General features: G+C 30.2%; 19 protein-coding genes and 1 riboswitch. Of the genes, 1 reads left to right on the plus strand and 18 read right to left on the minus strand.

The features are described 5' to 3' along the window. Positions 1-11: 11 nt before the first annotated feature. The 6 genes from ribD to LGK97_RS09900 all read right to left on the minus strand — a co-directional run bounded on the left by ribD (position 12) and on the right by LGK97_RS09900 (position 7,069). On the minus strand, positions 12-1,115 hold the full coding sequence (ribD, locus tag LGK97_RS09875) for a bifunctional diaminohydroxyphosphoribosylaminopyrimidine deaminase/5-amino-6-(5-phosphoribosylamino)uracil reductase RibD (RefSeq protein ID WP_226259600.1): 1,104 nt from the start codon (positions 1,113-1,115) through the stop codon (positions 12-14). 253 nt (positions 1,116-1,368) lie between these two features. After that, positions 1,369-1,481: riboswitch (FMN riboswitch) on the minus strand. 122 nt (positions 1,482-1,603) lie between these two features. Continuing rightward, entirely contained in the window at positions 1,604-2,806 is a 1,203-nt protein-coding gene (gene megL, locus LGK97_RS09880; RefSeq protein WP_226259601.1) for a methionine gamma-lyase, read from the minus strand. A 300-nt stretch (positions 2,807-3,106) separates the two neighbouring features. Beyond that, complete coding sequence (locus LGK97_RS09885; RefSeq protein ID WP_226259602.1) at positions 3,107-4,678, minus strand: sigma 54-interacting transcriptional regulator; 1,572 nt, start codon at positions 4,676-4,678, stop codon at positions 3,107-3,109. Between the two features lie 102 nt (positions 4,679-4,780). Next, on the minus strand, positions 4,781-6,289 hold the full coding sequence (locus LGK97_RS09890) for a DUF4153 domain-containing protein (protein ID WP_226259603.1): 1,509 nt from the start codon (positions 6,287-6,289) through the stop codon (positions 4,781-4,783). A gap of 18 nt (positions 6,290-6,307) precedes the next feature. After that, positions 6,308-6,517 carry a helix-turn-helix domain-containing protein gene (locus LGK97_RS09895; RefSeq protein WP_226259604.1) on the minus strand — a complete coding sequence of 70 codons (210 nt, stop codon included), beginning with the start codon at positions 6,515-6,517 and terminating at the stop codon, positions 6,308-6,310. A 57-nt stretch (positions 6,518-6,574) separates the two neighbouring features. After that, positions 6,575-7,069: a DUF2975 domain-containing protein gene (locus tag LGK97_RS09900; RefSeq protein WP_226259605.1), complete on the minus strand. Its 495-nt coding sequence runs from the start codon at positions 7,067-7,069 to the stop codon at positions 6,575-6,577. A gap of 322 nt (positions 7,070-7,391) precedes the next feature. Between LGK97_RS09900 and LGK97_RS09905 the strand changes: the two genes are divergently transcribed. Continuing rightward, positions 7,392-7,976, plus strand: a complete 585-nt coding sequence (locus LGK97_RS09905) for a phosphatase PAP2 family protein (protein WP_226259606.1) — start codon at positions 7,392-7,394, stop codon at positions 7,974-7,976. Positions 7,977-8,120: 144 nt separating this feature from the next. Here LGK97_RS09905 and LGK97_RS09910 read toward each other — a convergent pair whose 3' ends face one another. From LGK97_RS09910 to LGK97_RS09965, 12 genes are all read right to left on the minus strand, one after another. Next, positions 8,121-8,369, minus strand: coding sequence for a GNAT family N-acetyltransferase (locus LGK97_RS09910; RefSeq protein ID WP_319001558.1), 249 nt, complete (start codon positions 8,367-8,369; stop codon positions 8,121-8,123). Between the two features lie 7 nt (positions 8,370-8,376). Further along, positions 8,377-8,583 (minus strand): hypothetical protein, encoded by a 207-nt coding sequence (locus LGK97_RS09915; protein ID WP_226259607.1) that lies wholly within the window; start codon positions 8,581-8,583, stop codon positions 8,377-8,379. A gap of 114 nt (positions 8,584-8,697) precedes the next feature. Further along, positions 8,698-9,075 (minus strand): cytidine deaminase family protein, encoded by a 378-nt coding sequence (locus LGK97_RS09920; RefSeq protein WP_226259608.1) that lies wholly within the window; start codon positions 9,073-9,075, stop codon positions 8,698-8,700. 25 nt (positions 9,076-9,100) lie between these two features. Then, positions 9,101-9,268 carry a hypothetical protein gene (locus LGK97_RS09925; RefSeq protein ID WP_226259609.1) on the minus strand — a complete coding sequence of 56 codons (168 nt, stop codon included), beginning with the start codon at positions 9,266-9,268 and terminating at the stop codon, positions 9,101-9,103. Positions 9,269-9,299: 31 nt separating this feature from the next. Next, positions 9,300-10,229, minus strand: a complete 930-nt coding sequence (locus tag LGK97_RS09930; RefSeq protein WP_226259610.1) for an aminoglycoside phosphotransferase family protein — start codon at positions 10,227-10,229, stop codon at positions 9,300-9,302. Further along, on the minus strand, positions 10,223-11,137 hold the full coding sequence (locus tag LGK97_RS09935) for a GNAT family N-acetyltransferase (RefSeq protein ID WP_226259611.1): 915 nt from the start codon (positions 11,135-11,137) through the stop codon (positions 10,223-10,225). Before LGK97_RS09935 ends, LGK97_RS09930 begins: the two co-directional genes overlap by 7 nt. 58 nt (positions 11,138-11,195) lie before the next feature. Next, positions 11,196-12,413, minus strand: coding sequence for an alpha/beta hydrolase (locus tag LGK97_RS09940; RefSeq protein ID WP_226259612.1), 1,218 nt, complete (start codon positions 12,411-12,413; stop codon positions 11,196-11,198). 108 nt (positions 12,414-12,521) lie between these two features. Further along, positions 12,522-13,097, minus strand: coding sequence for a GNAT family N-acetyltransferase (locus LGK97_RS09945; protein WP_226259613.1), 576 nt, complete (start codon positions 13,095-13,097; stop codon positions 12,522-12,524). Between the two features lie 23 nt (positions 13,098-13,120). Beyond that, positions 13,121-13,651 (minus strand): GNAT family N-acetyltransferase, encoded by a 531-nt coding sequence (locus tag LGK97_RS09950; protein WP_226259614.1) that lies wholly within the window; start codon positions 13,649-13,651, stop codon positions 13,121-13,123. 970 nt (positions 13,652-14,621) lie between these two features. Continuing rightward, the gene (locus tag LGK97_RS09955; protein WP_226259615.1) at positions 14,622-16,019 is read right to left on the minus strand and encodes an amino acid permease; all 1,398 of its coding nucleotides are present in this window, start codon (positions 16,017-16,019) and stop codon (positions 14,622-14,624) included. 287 nt (positions 16,020-16,306) lie between these two features. Further along, the gene (locus LGK97_RS09960; RefSeq protein ID WP_226259616.1) at positions 16,307-17,356 is read right to left on the minus strand and encodes a hypothetical protein; all 1,050 of its coding nucleotides are present in this window, start codon (positions 17,354-17,356) and stop codon (positions 16,307-16,309) included. Further along, the gene (locus tag LGK97_RS09965; RefSeq protein WP_226259617.1) at positions 17,346-17,921 is read right to left on the minus strand and encodes a sigma-70 family RNA polymerase sigma factor; all 576 of its coding nucleotides are present in this window, start codon (positions 17,919-17,921) and stop codon (positions 17,346-17,348) included. The genes LGK97_RS09960 and LGK97_RS09965 overlap by 11 nt, the downstream gene beginning before the upstream one ends. Between the last annotated feature and the right edge of the window lie 290 nt (positions 17,922-18,211).

Genomic DNA, 18,211 nt, shown 5'->3' on the forward strand with positions numbered 1-18,211 from the left:
TTCACATCCTTTTAACTAATTACTTTCTTTATGTAACTTTCTATCATAATATCTTCGTCGAATCTTTTTATTTCAGTATCTGTAAGCAAAATAGAATCCTTAACATATTCTACTCCCTTCCCTCCAACTGGAGTTTTAGAAGAGGTTCCTCCAAATATTTTTGGCGAAATAAAAGTAATAACTTTATCCACCACTCCTGCCTTAAGGGCCGCATAATTTAACGTGCTACCACCTTCTAAAAGAATACTATCTATTCCTATTTCACCTAGAACTCTCATCAAGTAATTTAAATCTACTCGATTATTTATACTTGGCGTTATAATAACTTGCGCGCCTTTTTCTTTAATAGCTTCAAGCTTGTTATTATTAGCAAGCTCCGTTGTAACAACAATAGTTTTTGTTTTTTCATTACAGTTTAAGACCTTTGCTTCTAAAGGTACTTTTGCTGTGCTATCTATAATTATTCTCATAAGATTTTTGCTAATTACACCTTCTCTTCTTGTTGTAAGCTCTGGATCATCTTTTAAAACAGTTCCAATTCCCACCATAATTCCACTTACCATATGCCGGATTTCATGCACATAAGCTCTAGACTTTTCATTACTTATCCACATTGAATCACCAGTAGCTGTTGCTATTTTCCCATCCAATGTCATAGCGGTTTTCATGATGCAAAAGGGCTCTTTTCGGGTTATATATTTTATAAATATTTCATTTATCTTTCTTATTTCCTTGTCCATTATTCCTGATGTTACTTCTATTCCATTACTTCTAAGAATTTCTATGCCACGCCCTGAAACTTTAGGGTTAGGGTCTATCATTCCAACTACCACTTTGGATATTTTGTTTTTAACTATAGCATCTGCACAAGGTGGTGTTTTACCATAGTGAGAGCAAGGCTCCAAAGTCACGTACATAGTTGCCCCTTCTACATCTTCTGTGGCATTTGCAAAAGCGTTGACTTCTGCATGGGGGCCACCAAAATATTCATGATAGCCTTCTCCAATTATTCTATTATCCTTTACAATAATAGCCCCCACTAAAGGGTTAGGATTTACAAATCCCATTGCTTTCTTCGATAATTCAATTGCTCTTCCCATATAATAATTATCCAACTTATCACTCCTTATACTGTAATTATAGTAGCAATGTTTACGTGGATTTCTTTTCTTAATATGCATAATTTTTATGAAATAAACTTTAAAAAGTAGCATGAACATAAACAAAGCCCTGAAAACAATGTTTTCAGGGCTTAAAAAGCTACTAATATATCTAATTAGAACTAGATACTTTCAATACAAATATAAAATCAATAAACTACTACCTTGCATAGATAGCAAATATACTTCTTTAATATTCATAATCATTATTTTCCTTCTCCCATCCAGACTTTACTGTCGGCTCTGGAATCAAACCAGATCTACCTTTCGGCTCGCGGGCTATACCGCCGGTTAGGAATCTCACCTACCCTGAAGGATTTATTAAATTTTCAACTTAAGAATAGCACTTTCTTATTTTACTGTCAAGCATAAAAAATAGAAAGGTTATCCACATGAAATATGAATACTACCTTTCTATTTTAAGTTATATATTATGATACTTACTATTTAACAATTAAATTAAGAGATTGATTTAAATCAGCAATTATATCTTCAACGTTTTCAAGACCAACTGCTAGTCTTATTAATCCATCAGTTATACCAGCTTCTAATCTTTCCTCTGGTGAATATGGTGAATGAGTCATTGAAGCAGGATGCTCTATTAGTGTTTCAGCATCTCCTAAACTAACAGCAATGCTACAAAGATGCACAGAATTTATAACTTTTTTACCATCCTCAATTCCGCCCTTTATTTCGAAAGCGATAATTCCTCCTGGAAGACTCATTTGTTTTTTTGCTAATTCATATTGTGAAAAACTCTTAAGTCCTGGATAATATACTTTTTCTACCGCTGGATGTGATTCTAAAAATTCAGCAACAGCCATTGCATTGCTGCAATGTCTTTCCATTCTTATTTCTAGTGTTTTCATTCCTCTTATAATTAAAAATGCATCAAAAGGACTTAAACTAGCTCCTGTCATATCCTTAACACCAAATAATCTAACTTGATCGATAAACTCTTTAGTTCCAACAGCAAAACCTGAAATTACGTCACCATGTCCATTAATAAACTTAGTGCCAGAGTGTATTACAACGTCTGCACCTAATTCTAATGGTCTTTGTATGTATGGAGTACAAAATGTATTATCCACTATAACCATACAGTTTTCTTGTGAGTGAGCAATCTTTGATATTTCGCCTATATCTGTTATAAGTAATGTTGGATTTGCAGGTGTTTCTAGGAAAATAACTCTTGTATTTTCTCTCATAGCATTTTTAATATTTTCAGGATTTGAAGCATCTACAAAAGTAACTTCAACTCCATATCTAGCTATACCATGAGCTAAAAACGCATGAGTACATCCATAAATAGTTTGTGCTGAAATCACATGATCTCCAGCTTTTAATGCTGTCCACATAACTGAAGAAATAGCTCCAATGCCTGATGCCATTGACATACATGCTTCTCCGCCTTCAAGCATTGCCAATTTTTCTTCTAAAACTGTATTAGTAGGGTTTCCAAGCCTTGTGTAAATATATCCATCTTCTTCTCCTGCAAATCTTCTTCCACCTTGCTCTGCACTATCAAAAATAAAGGTAGCTGTTTGATGTATTGGAGTAGCTAATGACCCGTATTGATCCTTTTTATTTCCACCATGTATAGCTTTAGTTCCAAATCCACTATTAAGTAACTGTTCTTTATTCATTAGAATTCCCCCTAAAATAATATTTCTTTATATAACTACACTAGCAATTCTCTAGCCAACTTTGTAAAAAATTATTTTAGTTTGAAACACAATGTAAAAACTGCATTTAGCTATTATTTTCTACATAATATTTAACTTTATCCTAATTAAGAAATAAAAATTAATTGCTTTTAATAGTATGGAAATTTTCATAACCACAATTCTTATAATTTTGTAAATATTTCTTTCCATATGGCAATTATTATTTACATCCGCAATAAATTTAAATTATCAATCAAGAAATGATATATATTTATTGAATTAACTCTCATTTATTTTATATTTATTAATTTTATTTATAATAGTAGTATGGGAAACGCCCAATTCTTTTGCTGTTTTTCTCATACTTTTATTTTTCCTAAGTGCTATTACTATGGCCTGCTTTTCACAAATTTCCACCACTTCTTTAAGCTTTAAAACCTTATTTACATCTAAATCAATTTTATTTTCCACATCACTTACTAGGCCTATATCTAAAATAAGATTGGAAAGTGAAATAATCTCACTATCACACAAATTCATCGCTCTTTCAATTACATTTTGGAGTTCCCTTATGTTTCCTGGCCAATTATATTGCAGTAATCTATTTATAAAGGAAAGCTCTGTACCCTTAATTTCCTTGCCTAATTTTTTATTAAACTTGGTAATAAATAAGTTAACTAATGGAGAAACATCTTCTAGTCTCTCTCTAAGTGGTGGTATAACTACAGGAATAACATTTAATCTATAATATAAATCTTCTCTAAACTTTCCCTGCTTAATCATTTCTTCTAAGTTCCTATTAGTAGCTGCAATAATTCTTACATCTACACTTTCTTCTTTTGAACTTCCAATCTTTCTAATAACACCTTCTTGCAGAACCCTTAAAAGCTTTGCTTGTAATACCATAGAAAGTTCCCCTATTTCATCTAAAAACATGGTTCCACCGTGAGCCTCTTTAAAAAGACCTTCTTTCCCACTATTAAGAGCTCCTGTAAAACTCCCCTTTTCGTAACCAAATAGCTCACTTTCTATCAAGTTATCCGGAAGGGCTGCACAGCTTATTTTTACAAAGGGCTTATTTTTTCTGCTGCTTAAGCTTTGAACTGCCTTTGCAAATAACTCTTTTCCTGTACCGCTTTCCCCTCTAAAAAGTATAGTGGAATCACTTTTAGCTACAGTGCTAACTAGTTTTTTTACATTTTCTATCTTATTACTATTTCCTACAATTTCATTAAATGCAACCTCAGGCGTTCCCGAGATGACATTTGCAATCTCTATGGCTTTGTGAATATCCTTAATGGATGCAACTGCTCCTATAATAATATCGTTATCATCTATAATTGCTCTACCTGTAGTTAGATAATGCACTTCTCCTCTTTCTGTATTAATATTGACTTCTACATTATCGTACTTTAACCCACCGTTTATAAGGTTTATAGCTGGGGCATCTTCCCCTATGAGTTCTCTTATATCAGTTCCTATGACCTCTTCCTTTTTGCAATGATATACCTTTTCACAGTAATTATTGAAAATATCTATTTGAAACTTTTTATTTATAACCATTATGCCTTCATCAACGGAATCTAAAATAGCTAGAAGCTTTCTTTCATTCTCTTCATAATTAAGTAAGTTAATTTCATTAATCGTGACAACGTCTTCTATTGAAGAAAGTTGTTTTTTTAATGTTTCCTTCCGAAAATCACCCATATCCTGCATCTTAACACAAATCTTTTTAGGAAATACCTCCACAGAAAGGAGGTTTATTGCTGCTTTGTAAATCTTCTCGAGTATTGTTACTGTTATCCCTAATCTATCTTTGGTTATTATCTCAAATCTAATGTGTTTCTCCATATTATTTCCTCCTAACTTACTCTTTCACATAAAATTATAGCATACAAGTGGATATACTTGTATGCTATGCTTTCCTTCTTCTTAGACCATCTATTAGCCTCGCTAATTTTCTTCTATAATCTTTTTAGCCCTATACTTTGAATAATTAAATTCATACCAGGAATACTCTTCTGATAGTTTGTTCCGCAAATCCTCTAAATAACTATTAACTTCTCTAGACACATCAACATTTGGATCATCTTTTAACCTTAATATCTCGGGAATAGCGTCGTAAGATAGGTTCTTTAAATAAAACACATCAATCTTCTGGGTTTTATAATATATATCTATATTTTTCTCAGCAATTACTTTATCCACATTAATGTAATTTAGTAAAATATACATACCCAAAATAATTACTATTAAAACCTTATTAAGTGGCATTCTTCTATTCCAAATACCAATTACTAGCACCATAAGTAACATAAATAACATAAGCATAAATAAATGAACAAAAATCCTTAAATAAGTAAATCCATAAATTTGTTCATATAAAGACATCTTATAATGAGCTGAAAATAGCATATTTAATGTAAATGCTACAAGGATGGTTAAGAAAACATTACTTATTATATTTACTGCCTTGCTGCTCTTTTTAATAAAGTTCATACTACTAAGCAATATGACAAAATTAATTATTGTAACAGCAACAAGTTCAAAGAAACCTTTTCTTGCATATTCAGAATATGTGAATTGACTAGGAAGAACGTTACTGCCTCCACCATAAAGGTATGAAAATTGTACTATTGAAAATAGTAGATATACTATATTTATCATAAAAATAATAGTTAATATAGTAACTGGTTCCCACTTTATATCTGTCTTTCTATTTCCACTTTCATCACAGTTATATTTGAAACTCCATACATATGAAAACATAATCACAAAAGCTACTATAATAACTATTAATTGATTTATGACTTTTCCAATGCTTAAAAACTGAAAACCATCAAAGAAATTGGCTATATAGTTCTTAAATACCATATCTGCTGATGTTAATAAAATTAAAACTACTATTAATAGGGGTATAGAAATAATTAATCCTCTTATGATACTTTTCTTTGTAGAACTCATTTCTTTTTTATCTTTAGAAGCTAGCCTACTCTTAATAAATATGAAAGGCTTATCAATATTTTCTGGTATAGCTTTAATAACTCTTTGAAATACCGTATTTATTAAATTTGGATTATCCCATTTCATATTCTCATATCTAATTAACATGGTACTTACAAGAGTGAGTGTCACTATCATAATTCCATTAATAAAATTTAGAATACTGTTAGAATGAATAGAGTAATTTAATGCTATTAATAATGTTGCTATGACCATAATAAATCCAGTATTTTTTTTAAATCTAACCTTTTCCCTCACACTCCACAGGAAGAATCCCATGAACATAATATAAAATATAGGAATAGAAACACCAGATTGTTTACCATCAAAAAATGTTTCGTAAATTATTGCTAAAATAAGTGTAATACCTATAGTATATATTTTTTCATTTATACCAATTTGAGAATCTACATTAGCTATTTCTTTCTTAATTTCAGACTGAAGCTCCTTCTTTTCCATTTTAATACCCCCATAATTTTATTCATCTTCCTTATACTCGAGAATATCCCCTGGTGTACATTTAAGTTCCCTACAAATAGCTTCTAATGTGCTAAACCTAATAGCCTTTGCCTTAGAGGTCTTTAATATAGATAAATTTGCATTTGTTATTCCAACTCTAATTGCCAGATCTGACAAAGATATCTTTCTTTTTGCCATCATAACGTCTAAATTTACGACAATTGCCATATTCATCCCCCTTGTATTTCTCTGGAGCACATAACAGTTTTTAACTATAATTTATCATTATATTGTAAATTCATTTTCCTCTTTGGCTTCAACAGCCTGCTTAAATACCTTAGATAGAATTAGAATAAACCATCCAGCGAAAAAGAATATTAAAAATTCGATGTCAGTATGTATTCCACTAGAGTCAATGTAGGCTATACTAAAATTTTTATATTGTCCATTTATAACAAAATTCAAAGCATAGCAAATGGAAATTATAAAACAGAGCAAAGATATTCTTTTAAGGCTAAGCACATTATCTATAATAAATGGCGTTACATTTATTAAAGAAATAACAACTTTCCTTAGTTGAAATAGGATTAATATAACTGAAATTCCACCTATGCTAAATAGAATGTATGTGATACTATATCTAAACCATGCCATATTTACTTCTTTTCCACTTAACATTCCCTTTGATAATATAAAATAAATAGCTATACCAATAATAATCATAATGTCTAAGGATATCTTTAAAAATGAGGCTAAGGACATTTTGCCATAATATTTCATTAAGTGCTCCTCCTGTAATAATATTTCTTTAAATTAATATTACTACTAAATTAATTACTTTTCAATATATATTTATTGTTTTTCAATAAATATATATCTAAATTCAATCCTTTATAAATAATACTCATGTTAAGTATATTTTAATACATCTCTTTGTATTAAATAGCAACATAAATGTATCTTTTAATTGTAGCCTTTGATATAATATCAAGTGTATGTTTTGAGACTTAACTTTTATCCTGCATTTTTGTGTTGAATTTATGCGTACATATATATTTATATTATTACTTAATGTAATATTAGGAAGGATGTTTAAATTAAAATGCTTAATTATTTAACAAGTTCTATGAATTTAGGCTGGAATCAATTTTTTATTACTATTTCAAATTCTTCAGACCCTGAACCTCAGATTTTAATAACCTTATTAGGTTTTTTTATATTGTATCTTTTGAATTACAAATTAGAAGCTATTTGCTGCACATTTAACATTGGAATAACCGGTTTTACAAACTTAATACTTAAAAACACAGTAAAAAGGCCTCGTCCCACAGGAATATGGCTAACAGAAGCTCACGGCTATGGTTTTCCTAGTGGCCATTCATCTATTTCTACTGCTATAGGCATCGTAATCATTTACTTTATAATTAAACGAATGAAGAATAAAAAGATTGCGTATTTAATAAGTGGTCTTATATTTATATATTTAGTACTTGTAGGAGTTAGCAGAGTTTATGTTGGTGTTCACTACCCTACCGATGTTTTAGGTGGTTGGTTTATAGCTGTAATATGGTCTTTTATTAGCATTACAGCTTATAATTATTGTATGAAAAAAGGTGTAAATAAGTTTTTAGATAAGCATTTCACTATTAAACTTAATATCTTCAAGAATAAGTCAAAACCTTTATAAATATTAATACATTAAGAGCTCTAGTCATTCACCTTTGAATGATTAGAGCTCTTAATCTTTCCTCTCTTGGGGACGGTTCTCAACTTTTAGCTTTTAAGCTACTTCATCTACAGAATCTATATTTTTCTCTTCACAACATCGCTCCTATTCTTTTTTTATTAAAAACATCTCAGTTGTTTCTACCCCTGCTAAAAATCCCAACTTATGATAACTCATTTCTGCATGATTGCCGAGTGTTACAAATAACCTAAGCACAGTATGTTGTTCTTTTAGTACTGTCAACGCCTTCTTAATCATATTTTTAGCAAGTCCATTTCCTTGAAATGATGGTTTTACTGCAATATCATACACATTAGGCCATTCTTCCCATATTGATATTAGGCATGCTCCCACTAATTCATTAGTCTTTTTTAATCCAATAGCAAATATTGCAATCTTTTAAAATTGAACAACACATATCAAAACTCTGTCTAAACCATACATTTATACTCAAAATTTCATATGTGGCAAAATGAATAGAAAATTCTTTCCAATCTGCTTTATGAATACTATATCCTTCTGATAACTCATATACATTAATTTCATTAGACCACTGATTGTATTTCATCTTGAAAAACTCCTTAATTTATATTTTCTTTCTTCCAATATATATTGATTTTAAATCCCTAACTTTAATATTCTTTTTTCCCAATATTCTAATACAAGAATGTTTCTTATTACCCTACTCCCAGTGATATGGTAATAAATCACCAATAGTTACCACTGTATCTGGTTTTATCATTACCTCGCATTTATGATTGTCATCATGAACTTGACAAATAAATTCTCTACACCTTCCACAAGGTGGTATTATTGTTTCATCTTTATAAACTGCAATCATTCTAACTATCCTGTTTTCTCCTGCAGTAATCATTGAAGCAATAGCAGCATGCTCTGCACAAAATCCCATAGAAGACGGTGTATCTATACATACTCCAGTATAAACTCTCCCACTTTCAGAAAGAATTGCTGCTGCAACAGATCCAGCATAAGATTTTTTTGAAATTTTTCTAGGATTTAATGTTTTTTTTGCAATACTATATAATTCATCAAAGGTCATTTTACTTCCCCCTCACTTATCTGCTCTACGCATATAACTTTCCATGTTCATATTCTCCATATACATGAAAGGATTCTCCTTTATAGTTATTCTTCAATAAATCATCTATAATAAAATAATAATTTGTTATTTCTTCACCCAAAAGTTCAACAAAATCTTCATGGTTATTTATTGTCAATTCTAATATCCCCATATTAAACGCCTCCCCTATCTTTATTAGCTGGCTATGAATATTTCTTAAGTATCTTAATGCCTTCCCAGTAATAATCAGGAGCTTGTATTTTAGCCCAGCTACATATACCTAACCCTGAGTAAAGTTCATATAACTTCTTTTTCCTTTCTAAGTCATTACTAAATTTCATATGCTTTTCATAACCTCGCTTAAAAGCTTCTGCAAATTTTTGATTTTCATCTAATAACTTATAATAGCAATCTATTATTTCTGAATCTCTATCATATGGAACACAGTGTTCAAAATCGATTAGCGCTGAAAGTTCCCACTTTTCATCTACTTTTTCAACAAGAATATTTCGCTCTCCAAAATCTCCATTATGAAGATGTGCCACTTTAACATCATCTACTAAGTTAAGCATTCCCTTTAAAACTTCTGCACATTGTATTTGAAGTGGCTCTTCCTCTAAATGTTGGTCAAATAACTCTTTGAGAATTGCATCAACATTTTTTCTGAAAATTATTGAAAAGTCCTTTATATTCTCTATGCTATTACCATTTTCATCCCAATTCCCAAAGAAATCAAAGGTCTTTAAGCTGTGTATTTTAGATAACTGTTCTCCCATTGCTTCATATATCTCTTTTGCATTATCTTCACTAATAGAATCTTTAACCTTGCTAAATACTTCACCCTCTTTATGCTCCATAAAAATCCATTCTGTTCCATCTTCAAGCTTACCAAAGTTTAAAACTTTAGGAGCTTTAACACCACTTCCTTCAAGAAATCTTAATGAAGCAACTTCTCTATTCCATTTATTCTTTTTATAGTAAACCTTGAGTACTCCAATAATTCCACTTTCATTTTTAACTCTATAAACAAGATGTCTTTTAAGTTCATGATTTCCTATAGGGTCTACTTCTACATTTTCATTTAATAGTTTTGAAACTATTTCTTTAATTTGTTCATCTGAATAATTTAACATTGATTTTCTCCTTTTATAAAAGTTAAAATCTTATATTTGTTAACAGGCTCTAATGATTTATATAGAAAATTTGCAGGAAATGGCTCTGCTCCAGTATCTATATAAGCCATTTCAATTCCTGCATTCTTCAATCTTGAAAACACATTACTTAGCATTGCTTTAGCCAGTCCTTTACCTTGAAAATCAGGATGCGTTCCAACAGGGTCAATTTCTGCCATCTTATTTTTTAAGTCAGGCCATACCGTGCAAAATGAAACACACTGCTTCTCTGGTGTTATTATGATAATATTCCAATCATAATAATACCCTGGTGCCTGCGACTTAGTTTTAAACCGTTGTTTACTTGATCCAGCACGAGGAAATGCAGCATCTTTAGCTATAAAAAATGTATCAAAATCTTTTAATTCAGATAACGAACTAACTCGAAACCTTTCTTTTAACTGTGCATTTAGTACTGTTACCGACATATCATATGCATAAATATTTTTCGAATGACACTTCTGCTGATAACCAGCAGATTTTAAGTTCTCAATTCTAAAAGTATCTTCTTCTAATGAAAAGGTTGTTTGAATTCCTGTATTTCTATCATTTATCCATTGAATGATATCTTTTTCCACTTCTCTATAATTAGGATTTACTTGAATGTGAAATTCTTCTTCTCCATATTCTGAAATACAAAACCCAACTAGTTGTCCACTATTGTTGCGCCATATTCTTACCTTATCTGATAATTTCTTTATATCATCTTCAGATGTATTAAAATTGTGTGCATAGTGCCCATTCTGAAATCGACTAAAAAACCAATTAATAGGTGGATTGTTGTGTGAATAGCTATCAATTAATAAATTTTGCATTTCTTTTAACTCACTATCTGTATGTGTATATTTACAAGAATCATATTTCATCATTTATCTTCTCCTTTAATTTTTAGAAACTTAATCTTTCCCTTATATGTCTTATGAATTACTACTTCACTCCAATCAATGAAGTTAATCCATTGGCTAAAGTCTCACCCCAGCATAAGAAATCATGTCCACTATTAAAATACTTAAAATCTACCTTATATCCTTTTTCTATTAATATATCTTTAAAAATAATATGTGTATCAATCATGGTTTCTTTATTTTCAAGAACCCCTACATTTAAGTAAAACTTAAGAGGTAGTTTATCTATTTCTTTAAATTCATTACCTAGCCAGCAAGCTGTTTCATCATCTTTACAATTCTCTGCTTTATACCAATAAGAGCCTGACTGAGAAAGTACATTTCCGAAAACTTCAGAATGTTTTAATCCTAAATATGCTGCTGTTAATCCACCTAAACTATATCCTCCAATTACGCACTCATTAGCTTTTCTAGAAATATTATAATTATCACGAGCCCATGGTATTATTTCTTTAACTATGATATCTGCAAAATTATCATTGCACTTTAATTCTTTTATTCTTGTTTTTGTTGAATCAATAAATATAGTAACTATTTGTGGTATTTTTTTATCAGCTATAAGATTATCTAGTACTGCTATACTTGAAAGAATATTAATGTATTCATCACCATCTGTTAAAACTAAAACTCCGTAAGGTTCATTAATTTTTTCATAACCATAGGGCATATAAATTCTTATTCTACGGCTTTCTTCTAAATTTCCACTTTGAAATTGATGTTCACATATAGTCCCTTTAGGGATATCATTTCTTTCTTTAACCCAAAAATGTTCCTTTTCATTTGGCATCACAGCATAAGACCTTAATTCATCTGCATCACCATCTTCACCCTTAAAAACCAATCTATTTTCATTGAACTTGTCATACATTAGATTATCCCATCTTTTTTCACAATTAACCTCCATAGAGTCATTAACTGAGAAAGCATATGTGAACCGTATGTTATTTGGAACCTTATAAGTTATATACCATAAATTTGTTTCAAGAAGTCTTTCCATCTTATTTTCTAATAAGTTATCTTCTCCAATTGGTGGCATGAATACTATATTTTCAACTTCTTCATCTGCTTTATAGACAAAAGTAACTAAATCATTTTCAAAATCGCCCTCTAGTTTTTCTATTAATGGAGTCCCTTTATGCTCTATCTCACACAAAAATTCATCTAGCGCTTCATTACTTCCATGTTGAATTTTTTCTTCTAATTGCACAATTATTTTACTTTTTAATAATGATTTTTCCATATTGAATATTCCTCCTACCTCAATAATTTAATGTTTTGTTTTTGTTGTAGTATGTGACCCCCACTTATAGAAGAGGCGAGAGACCTTTCTTCTGAAGTGTCCTTAAAACTATAAATTATTAGAAAAATATACATCAGTTACTGATTTTCCTTTATAATCTTCAGGTAAAATATCCATATACACTTCATCATGAGCCTTTCCACCTATAAAATGAGATTCACGTCTTCTTCCAAATTCCTGGAAGCCAACTTTCTTATACATTTGTATTGCTTTATCATTATGGGAATAAACAACCACCATCACATTATGTAGGTTTAATATGTTAAAGCAATAATCTACAATAAGCTGCATTGCTTCAACACCATAACCTTTACATCTGAAGTTCTCATCACCTATTAAAATAGCTAATTCCGTTGATCTATCTATAGTGCATACTTCTTTAAGCCAGCAAAATCCAATTAACTTATCTTCCTTTAAATCAACTATTGAAAAATGATTAGCTTGGCTACTGTAACTTTTTCCGAAAAATTCTTTAGTTCTTTCTATAGAATAATTGCCTGCTGCATCTCCAAGCCCGATAGCTGTATTTATGTCTGTAAACCATTCTGCAAACTTTTCATGATCCTCATAAACCATTTGTGCTAGATAACATTTCTCACCGATTAATTTTTTTAAATATTTCATATTATTTTCCTCTCCTTTTTCCTTTAATGCTTTTTCTCTTCCTTACTTCTTGAATAAAGTTCTGCCCATGCTGGAAAGAATCCAGCATTTATAGCAATATTTTGTGAGTGAAAATGGGATTCGCCAGTGCCATAAAAGGTTATTTTTCCTCGTTTTAAAATTTCATTTTTTAAAAGTGTCACCAAATTTGTTCCTATACCACGTCCTCGATACTCAGGTAAAACATCAATACCAACTTGCCACATGGTTTTACTATCTCCACTGGCACCAGCCATACCCATTATGTTATCTCCATCATATGCTGCAACTGCAAGCATATTTGGAAAGTTTTCATCAAAAACAAAAGCTTCTCCAAACCTATCATCATCCTCAAACTGCAAAATATCTTTTGCTTCATACCATTTGACATCGGTAATAGGTTCTACACACGGTATATCAGGGTTTGGTAGATAATAATGGTGATTATCTGCTATTTCATGTCCAAATTCATTCAATTTTTTGTCCAGTGCTCGTAGCTTTGGATATCCAAAAATCCATGCATCTCTATTTAACAATTTTTCTTCACACCAAGGCATCATCATAGGCGATGTACTGATAATTACTTTCCCACCAAAACAGAGTAGTTTTAAAAAACATCCATCATGATCATAAATACGTCTGCCCTCAATGAGATTATTTGCAACTATCGTATTTTTTTTCTTTTTTAAAATCACTCACTTGGCAATTATAGTCAAGCGCTAACTGCGCCTTAGCAATTTGTAGAATCTCAGTTTTTGTATACATATTATTACCCCCATTTAATAAACTTCTTAACTACCCCACTTACAAAAAACTAAGGATGCAGATGAACATACATTCATCCACATCCTTTTAGCACGTCACCTAAAGTGCCGTTAAATTTCATTACTATATATGATTTTACCCAAATATCTTTTCTATGGATAAATATATACATATTAATTAAAAATAAAAAGTTGTGTCATCAAAAGCAACACAACTCTAATTTCAAATTATTATTAAGCAAGATAAAGCTAAGATGTTATTACTTTTTTACAAATCTAGTATTAAAGTAAAAACACGCTCCATAGCATTTTTATAACTTACCGTAATATTAATGAAAATCAAAGAATTGTAATTGATGTTGTTCATAATCTACTTAATTAAAATCTTAAAATCCATAACAAATAAACCTAAGTATATGGTTTATATAAACACTTATCCCTGCAGTATTTCAGTTATGATTTTATTAAACTTTAATTTATTAGAACTGTAACAACATAATAATCATTCTTCGGTTCCCCCTTAACGATAAATCTTCTTTAAATATAACAAACTTCTTCAATTGTTATTATATTTATAATATTATACATTCTTCCATTAGTCAATATTTTTATTAATATAATCTTCTGAAACTTCTGTTATATAGTTTTTATGTTCTGCACAATAGCTACTTCATAACAATTTCTTTATTTTTAATAATATTGCTCAAAAAAGACACCTACATAAGTAAGTGTCTATATATATTTATTTGTTTTTCAGTGCATTCTCTCTTAATTTATCTACTTTACTATCTGTTTTATTATTTTGTAGCATCATATATAAATAAAATGGAATCCCCACTAACATAAGGATGAATCCATACATTACTACCTCGGATCCAGTTCCATATATTGCATATATGGAATATCCAAAGGCAAGTATTGATATAAATGAATTCTTTAAAAAATTCCATATGTTAAATTCTTTTGATTGTTTTCTTAAAAGCACTATTTCCGCTGCTGCTGAAAATGCATAAGAAGGAAGGAATGCCAACGTACCAAGTAAAATCATAAAATCAAAAGCACTTCTTAAAGAACCCACGTAATTCAATGTTAATAGGATATTTGCACAAATTCCGCTTATAACAAGTGAAGCAACTGGTGTATTAAACTTAGGGTTTATTTTTCCAAATACTTTTGGGAATAAATTATCTTTTGAAGCTGCATAAGCACTTCTACCTGTGGTTAATATCCACCCTGAAGTGGCTCCTAGTGTTGAAATAATTGCACCTAAGGCTATAAAGTTTCCACCCCAAGTGGCACCTGTAGCCGCATTTATTATATCTGCTAATGGAGCTTTGGATTGTGCAAGCTGCGATTGATTCATTGCTCCCATTGCAACTACTGAAATTAGTATATATATAATTGCAGCAATTGAGGTCCCAATTATTGTACTATATTTAATGTTTTTTTCTGGATTTTTTATTTCTCCTGCTGGCACTGTGGCACTTTCAAGACCTATAAATGCCCATAAAGTTATAGCTATTGCTGCCGGTAGGGTACCAATTCCAGCAAGCTTTGCATCTGTTACAGTGCTTAGATATTGTGGATTAAATTTTATTAGCCCAATAATTACAAAAACAATAAGTGGAATAATCTTAAGTATTGTTGTTATTATGCCAACTATTCCTGCTTCTTTTACCCCTAATATATTAATTATTGTAAAAGTCCAAAGTACTGCTGAAGTTATTAAAAAAGCAATTATAGGAGTGTTTGCTTGTGGAAAGAAGTAAGTTAAATAACTCATAAATGCTGTAATTATAGCTGCGTTACCTACCCAAGCCCCAATCCAGTATGTCCAAGCAATAAGAAATGCTGCAAAGTCTCCAAAAGCCGCTCTCGTATATATTATAGGACCACCAGTTTTAGGCATTGCCGAGCCTAAATTAGCAAAACTTAATGCAATCAAAATTGATCCTATTGCTGTAATAATCCATGCAATCATGGCTGTTTTAGGATTTGTAACTGCAGCTAGGGATGCAGGTGCCATAAATATTCCCGAGCCAATTATATTTCCTATAACTATAGCAATAGCTGCTGCAAGTCCTAATTCTCTTTTCAAATTATTATCCTCTAATTTTTCCATTCCTTTGTTATTTTTCATTACCATTCTCCTTTGCATAAGTATTAATAATAAGGTGTATATGCATCCAATACACAACTGTTGTTTTTAACGCAATAAAATATTTCACATACAACAGTCTATTGTTTTTGTTAGCATTTTCAGCCCGATTTAATATATCATATTTTTTTTAATAAATCTACTTTTTTTTAATATTTTCTGAGTAATTATTCATTTATTTTCAAAAATTAATAGGCAACAGATATATCCATACTATAGTATGATTCTCTCTGCTACCTATTATTTATTCATCTTTATTAATTTTTATTTTAGTTTATTATAGAACTTATAATATTAATGATTTCCGTCCATGGTGCATTACCTTCCACCCTATAATTTTTACCTGAATCCTCCCATATTGATTTCACATAAGGACATTCCGTATTATCATCACTTTCACTTAATATATATTTAACTGCTACGTTATTTAAATTTATAACCATGTAGTTTTCCTTTGGTGTTTTTAATTCTATATTACTATTTGAATCTAATTCTCTTGTATTGTCTACATCCTTGTATTCAGTTATCTTAAAGTATTTATTGTTATCGCTATAAGTAATTTCGTATAATACATTTGAATCATCACCTAGTTCTGGCACCAATATTGTTGATAGATTAAACTCTTTAGGCACATATGAAGGTATTTTTAGACTATCACCAAAAACTTTTATTGCTTCTTGTAGTGATAAATCCTTCATTTTAGTTTCTTCATTTGATAATGCATCATTATTCTGCTTTGTTGGTAATGCAATTGTACTTGCGTCTTTTCCTTTTTCAGTTGTACTATTAATTGAAGCATTCTCATTTCCTTGACTTGTAGATAAAATACTTTTATCCATTTCTTCGCTTTCCACTCCCACTTTTGCTTTAAAAGCTACAGTAGGATTTTCATTTAAAGCAATAACCCTATTTTCCCCCTGTTGTTCTTTGCTGTTTTCATTAACTTTTTTTTGACTTTCATCTACTATTTCATTGGTATAAACTTTACTATTTTCATTTTCTTTAATATTTACTTCATCACTAAGCCTCGGTGAATCTATTATTGATTTATCTAATGCTTTAATAGATCTTTCACTAGAATTCATAGTTATTTGCTCATTACCTATTATGCTATTCTTAGTATAATAGGGATATACTACAATTCCCACAAGTAAGCAAGCTGCTAAAGTACAAGTTATTGGAATAGATGCTTTGCGGAAGGTAATGCTTTCACTTTTTTTACACTTTTCCAAAGTCTTTAGCTTCAGCTCTTCGCTTACTTTTATATTTATTAATTCTATATTTAGTGCTTGTGTTAATTCTTCTAAATTACCACTCATATTCAACCCTCCCAGCAATACTTTTTCTTAATAATTCTCTCGATCTAAATAACCTAGTTCTTATTGTCCCCTCTGGAAGCTTCAGCATATCACTAATTTCTTTTGTACTAAATTGTTGATAGTAATATAAAATAATTATTTCTTTATATTTTATTGGTAAATTCATAACTTCATTTAGTAGTTCCTTTGACTCAATAGATTTTATTATAGTATCATCTAGCCCATCTGAACTATACACCTGGTTATATTCTTCTTTATCGTCTTCTCTATCACTATTTAAAAATACTCTTTTTATCCAAAAGCTTTTAAAATAGTCTTTACACACATTGATTGTTATTCTCATAAGCCAAGTTTTTTCACTACTAATACCTTTAAATGTATCATATTTCTTAAATACCTTTATAAACACTTCTTGAAAGATATCCTCGGCCTTATGCATGTCCTTAACATATAGATATGCTACCCTAAGTACGTCATCTCCATAGCAATTTATAAGTCGTTCTACTTCTTTATGTATATTACTCTTGTCTTCACTTTCATTTTGTACTAAAGGCACAACAGGCACATATATCACTCCTATACTAAATATTAGACGATAATATAGTGTTTTTTGTTTCACTAATACAATGATAATCGGTTTTCTAGGAAAATAATAGTAATTTCTATAACTTTTTTAAATTATTATATGAAATTCTTGTTTTATATAATATACAATCAAACAAAGGCAACCAATCAAAATGATAAATCATTTTGATTGGTTGCCTTTTTCAGTACCATATTTGTTTACCCATCTATAAATATATTTTTGTTTAACCTACCGTATTGCCCTTTTGATTTAATACACATTTTTAGTTT

This window comes from Clostridium sp. CS001 (genome assembly GCF_020443565.1).
Lineage (GTDB): Bacteria > Bacillota > Clostridia > Clostridiales > Clostridiaceae > Clostridium_AD.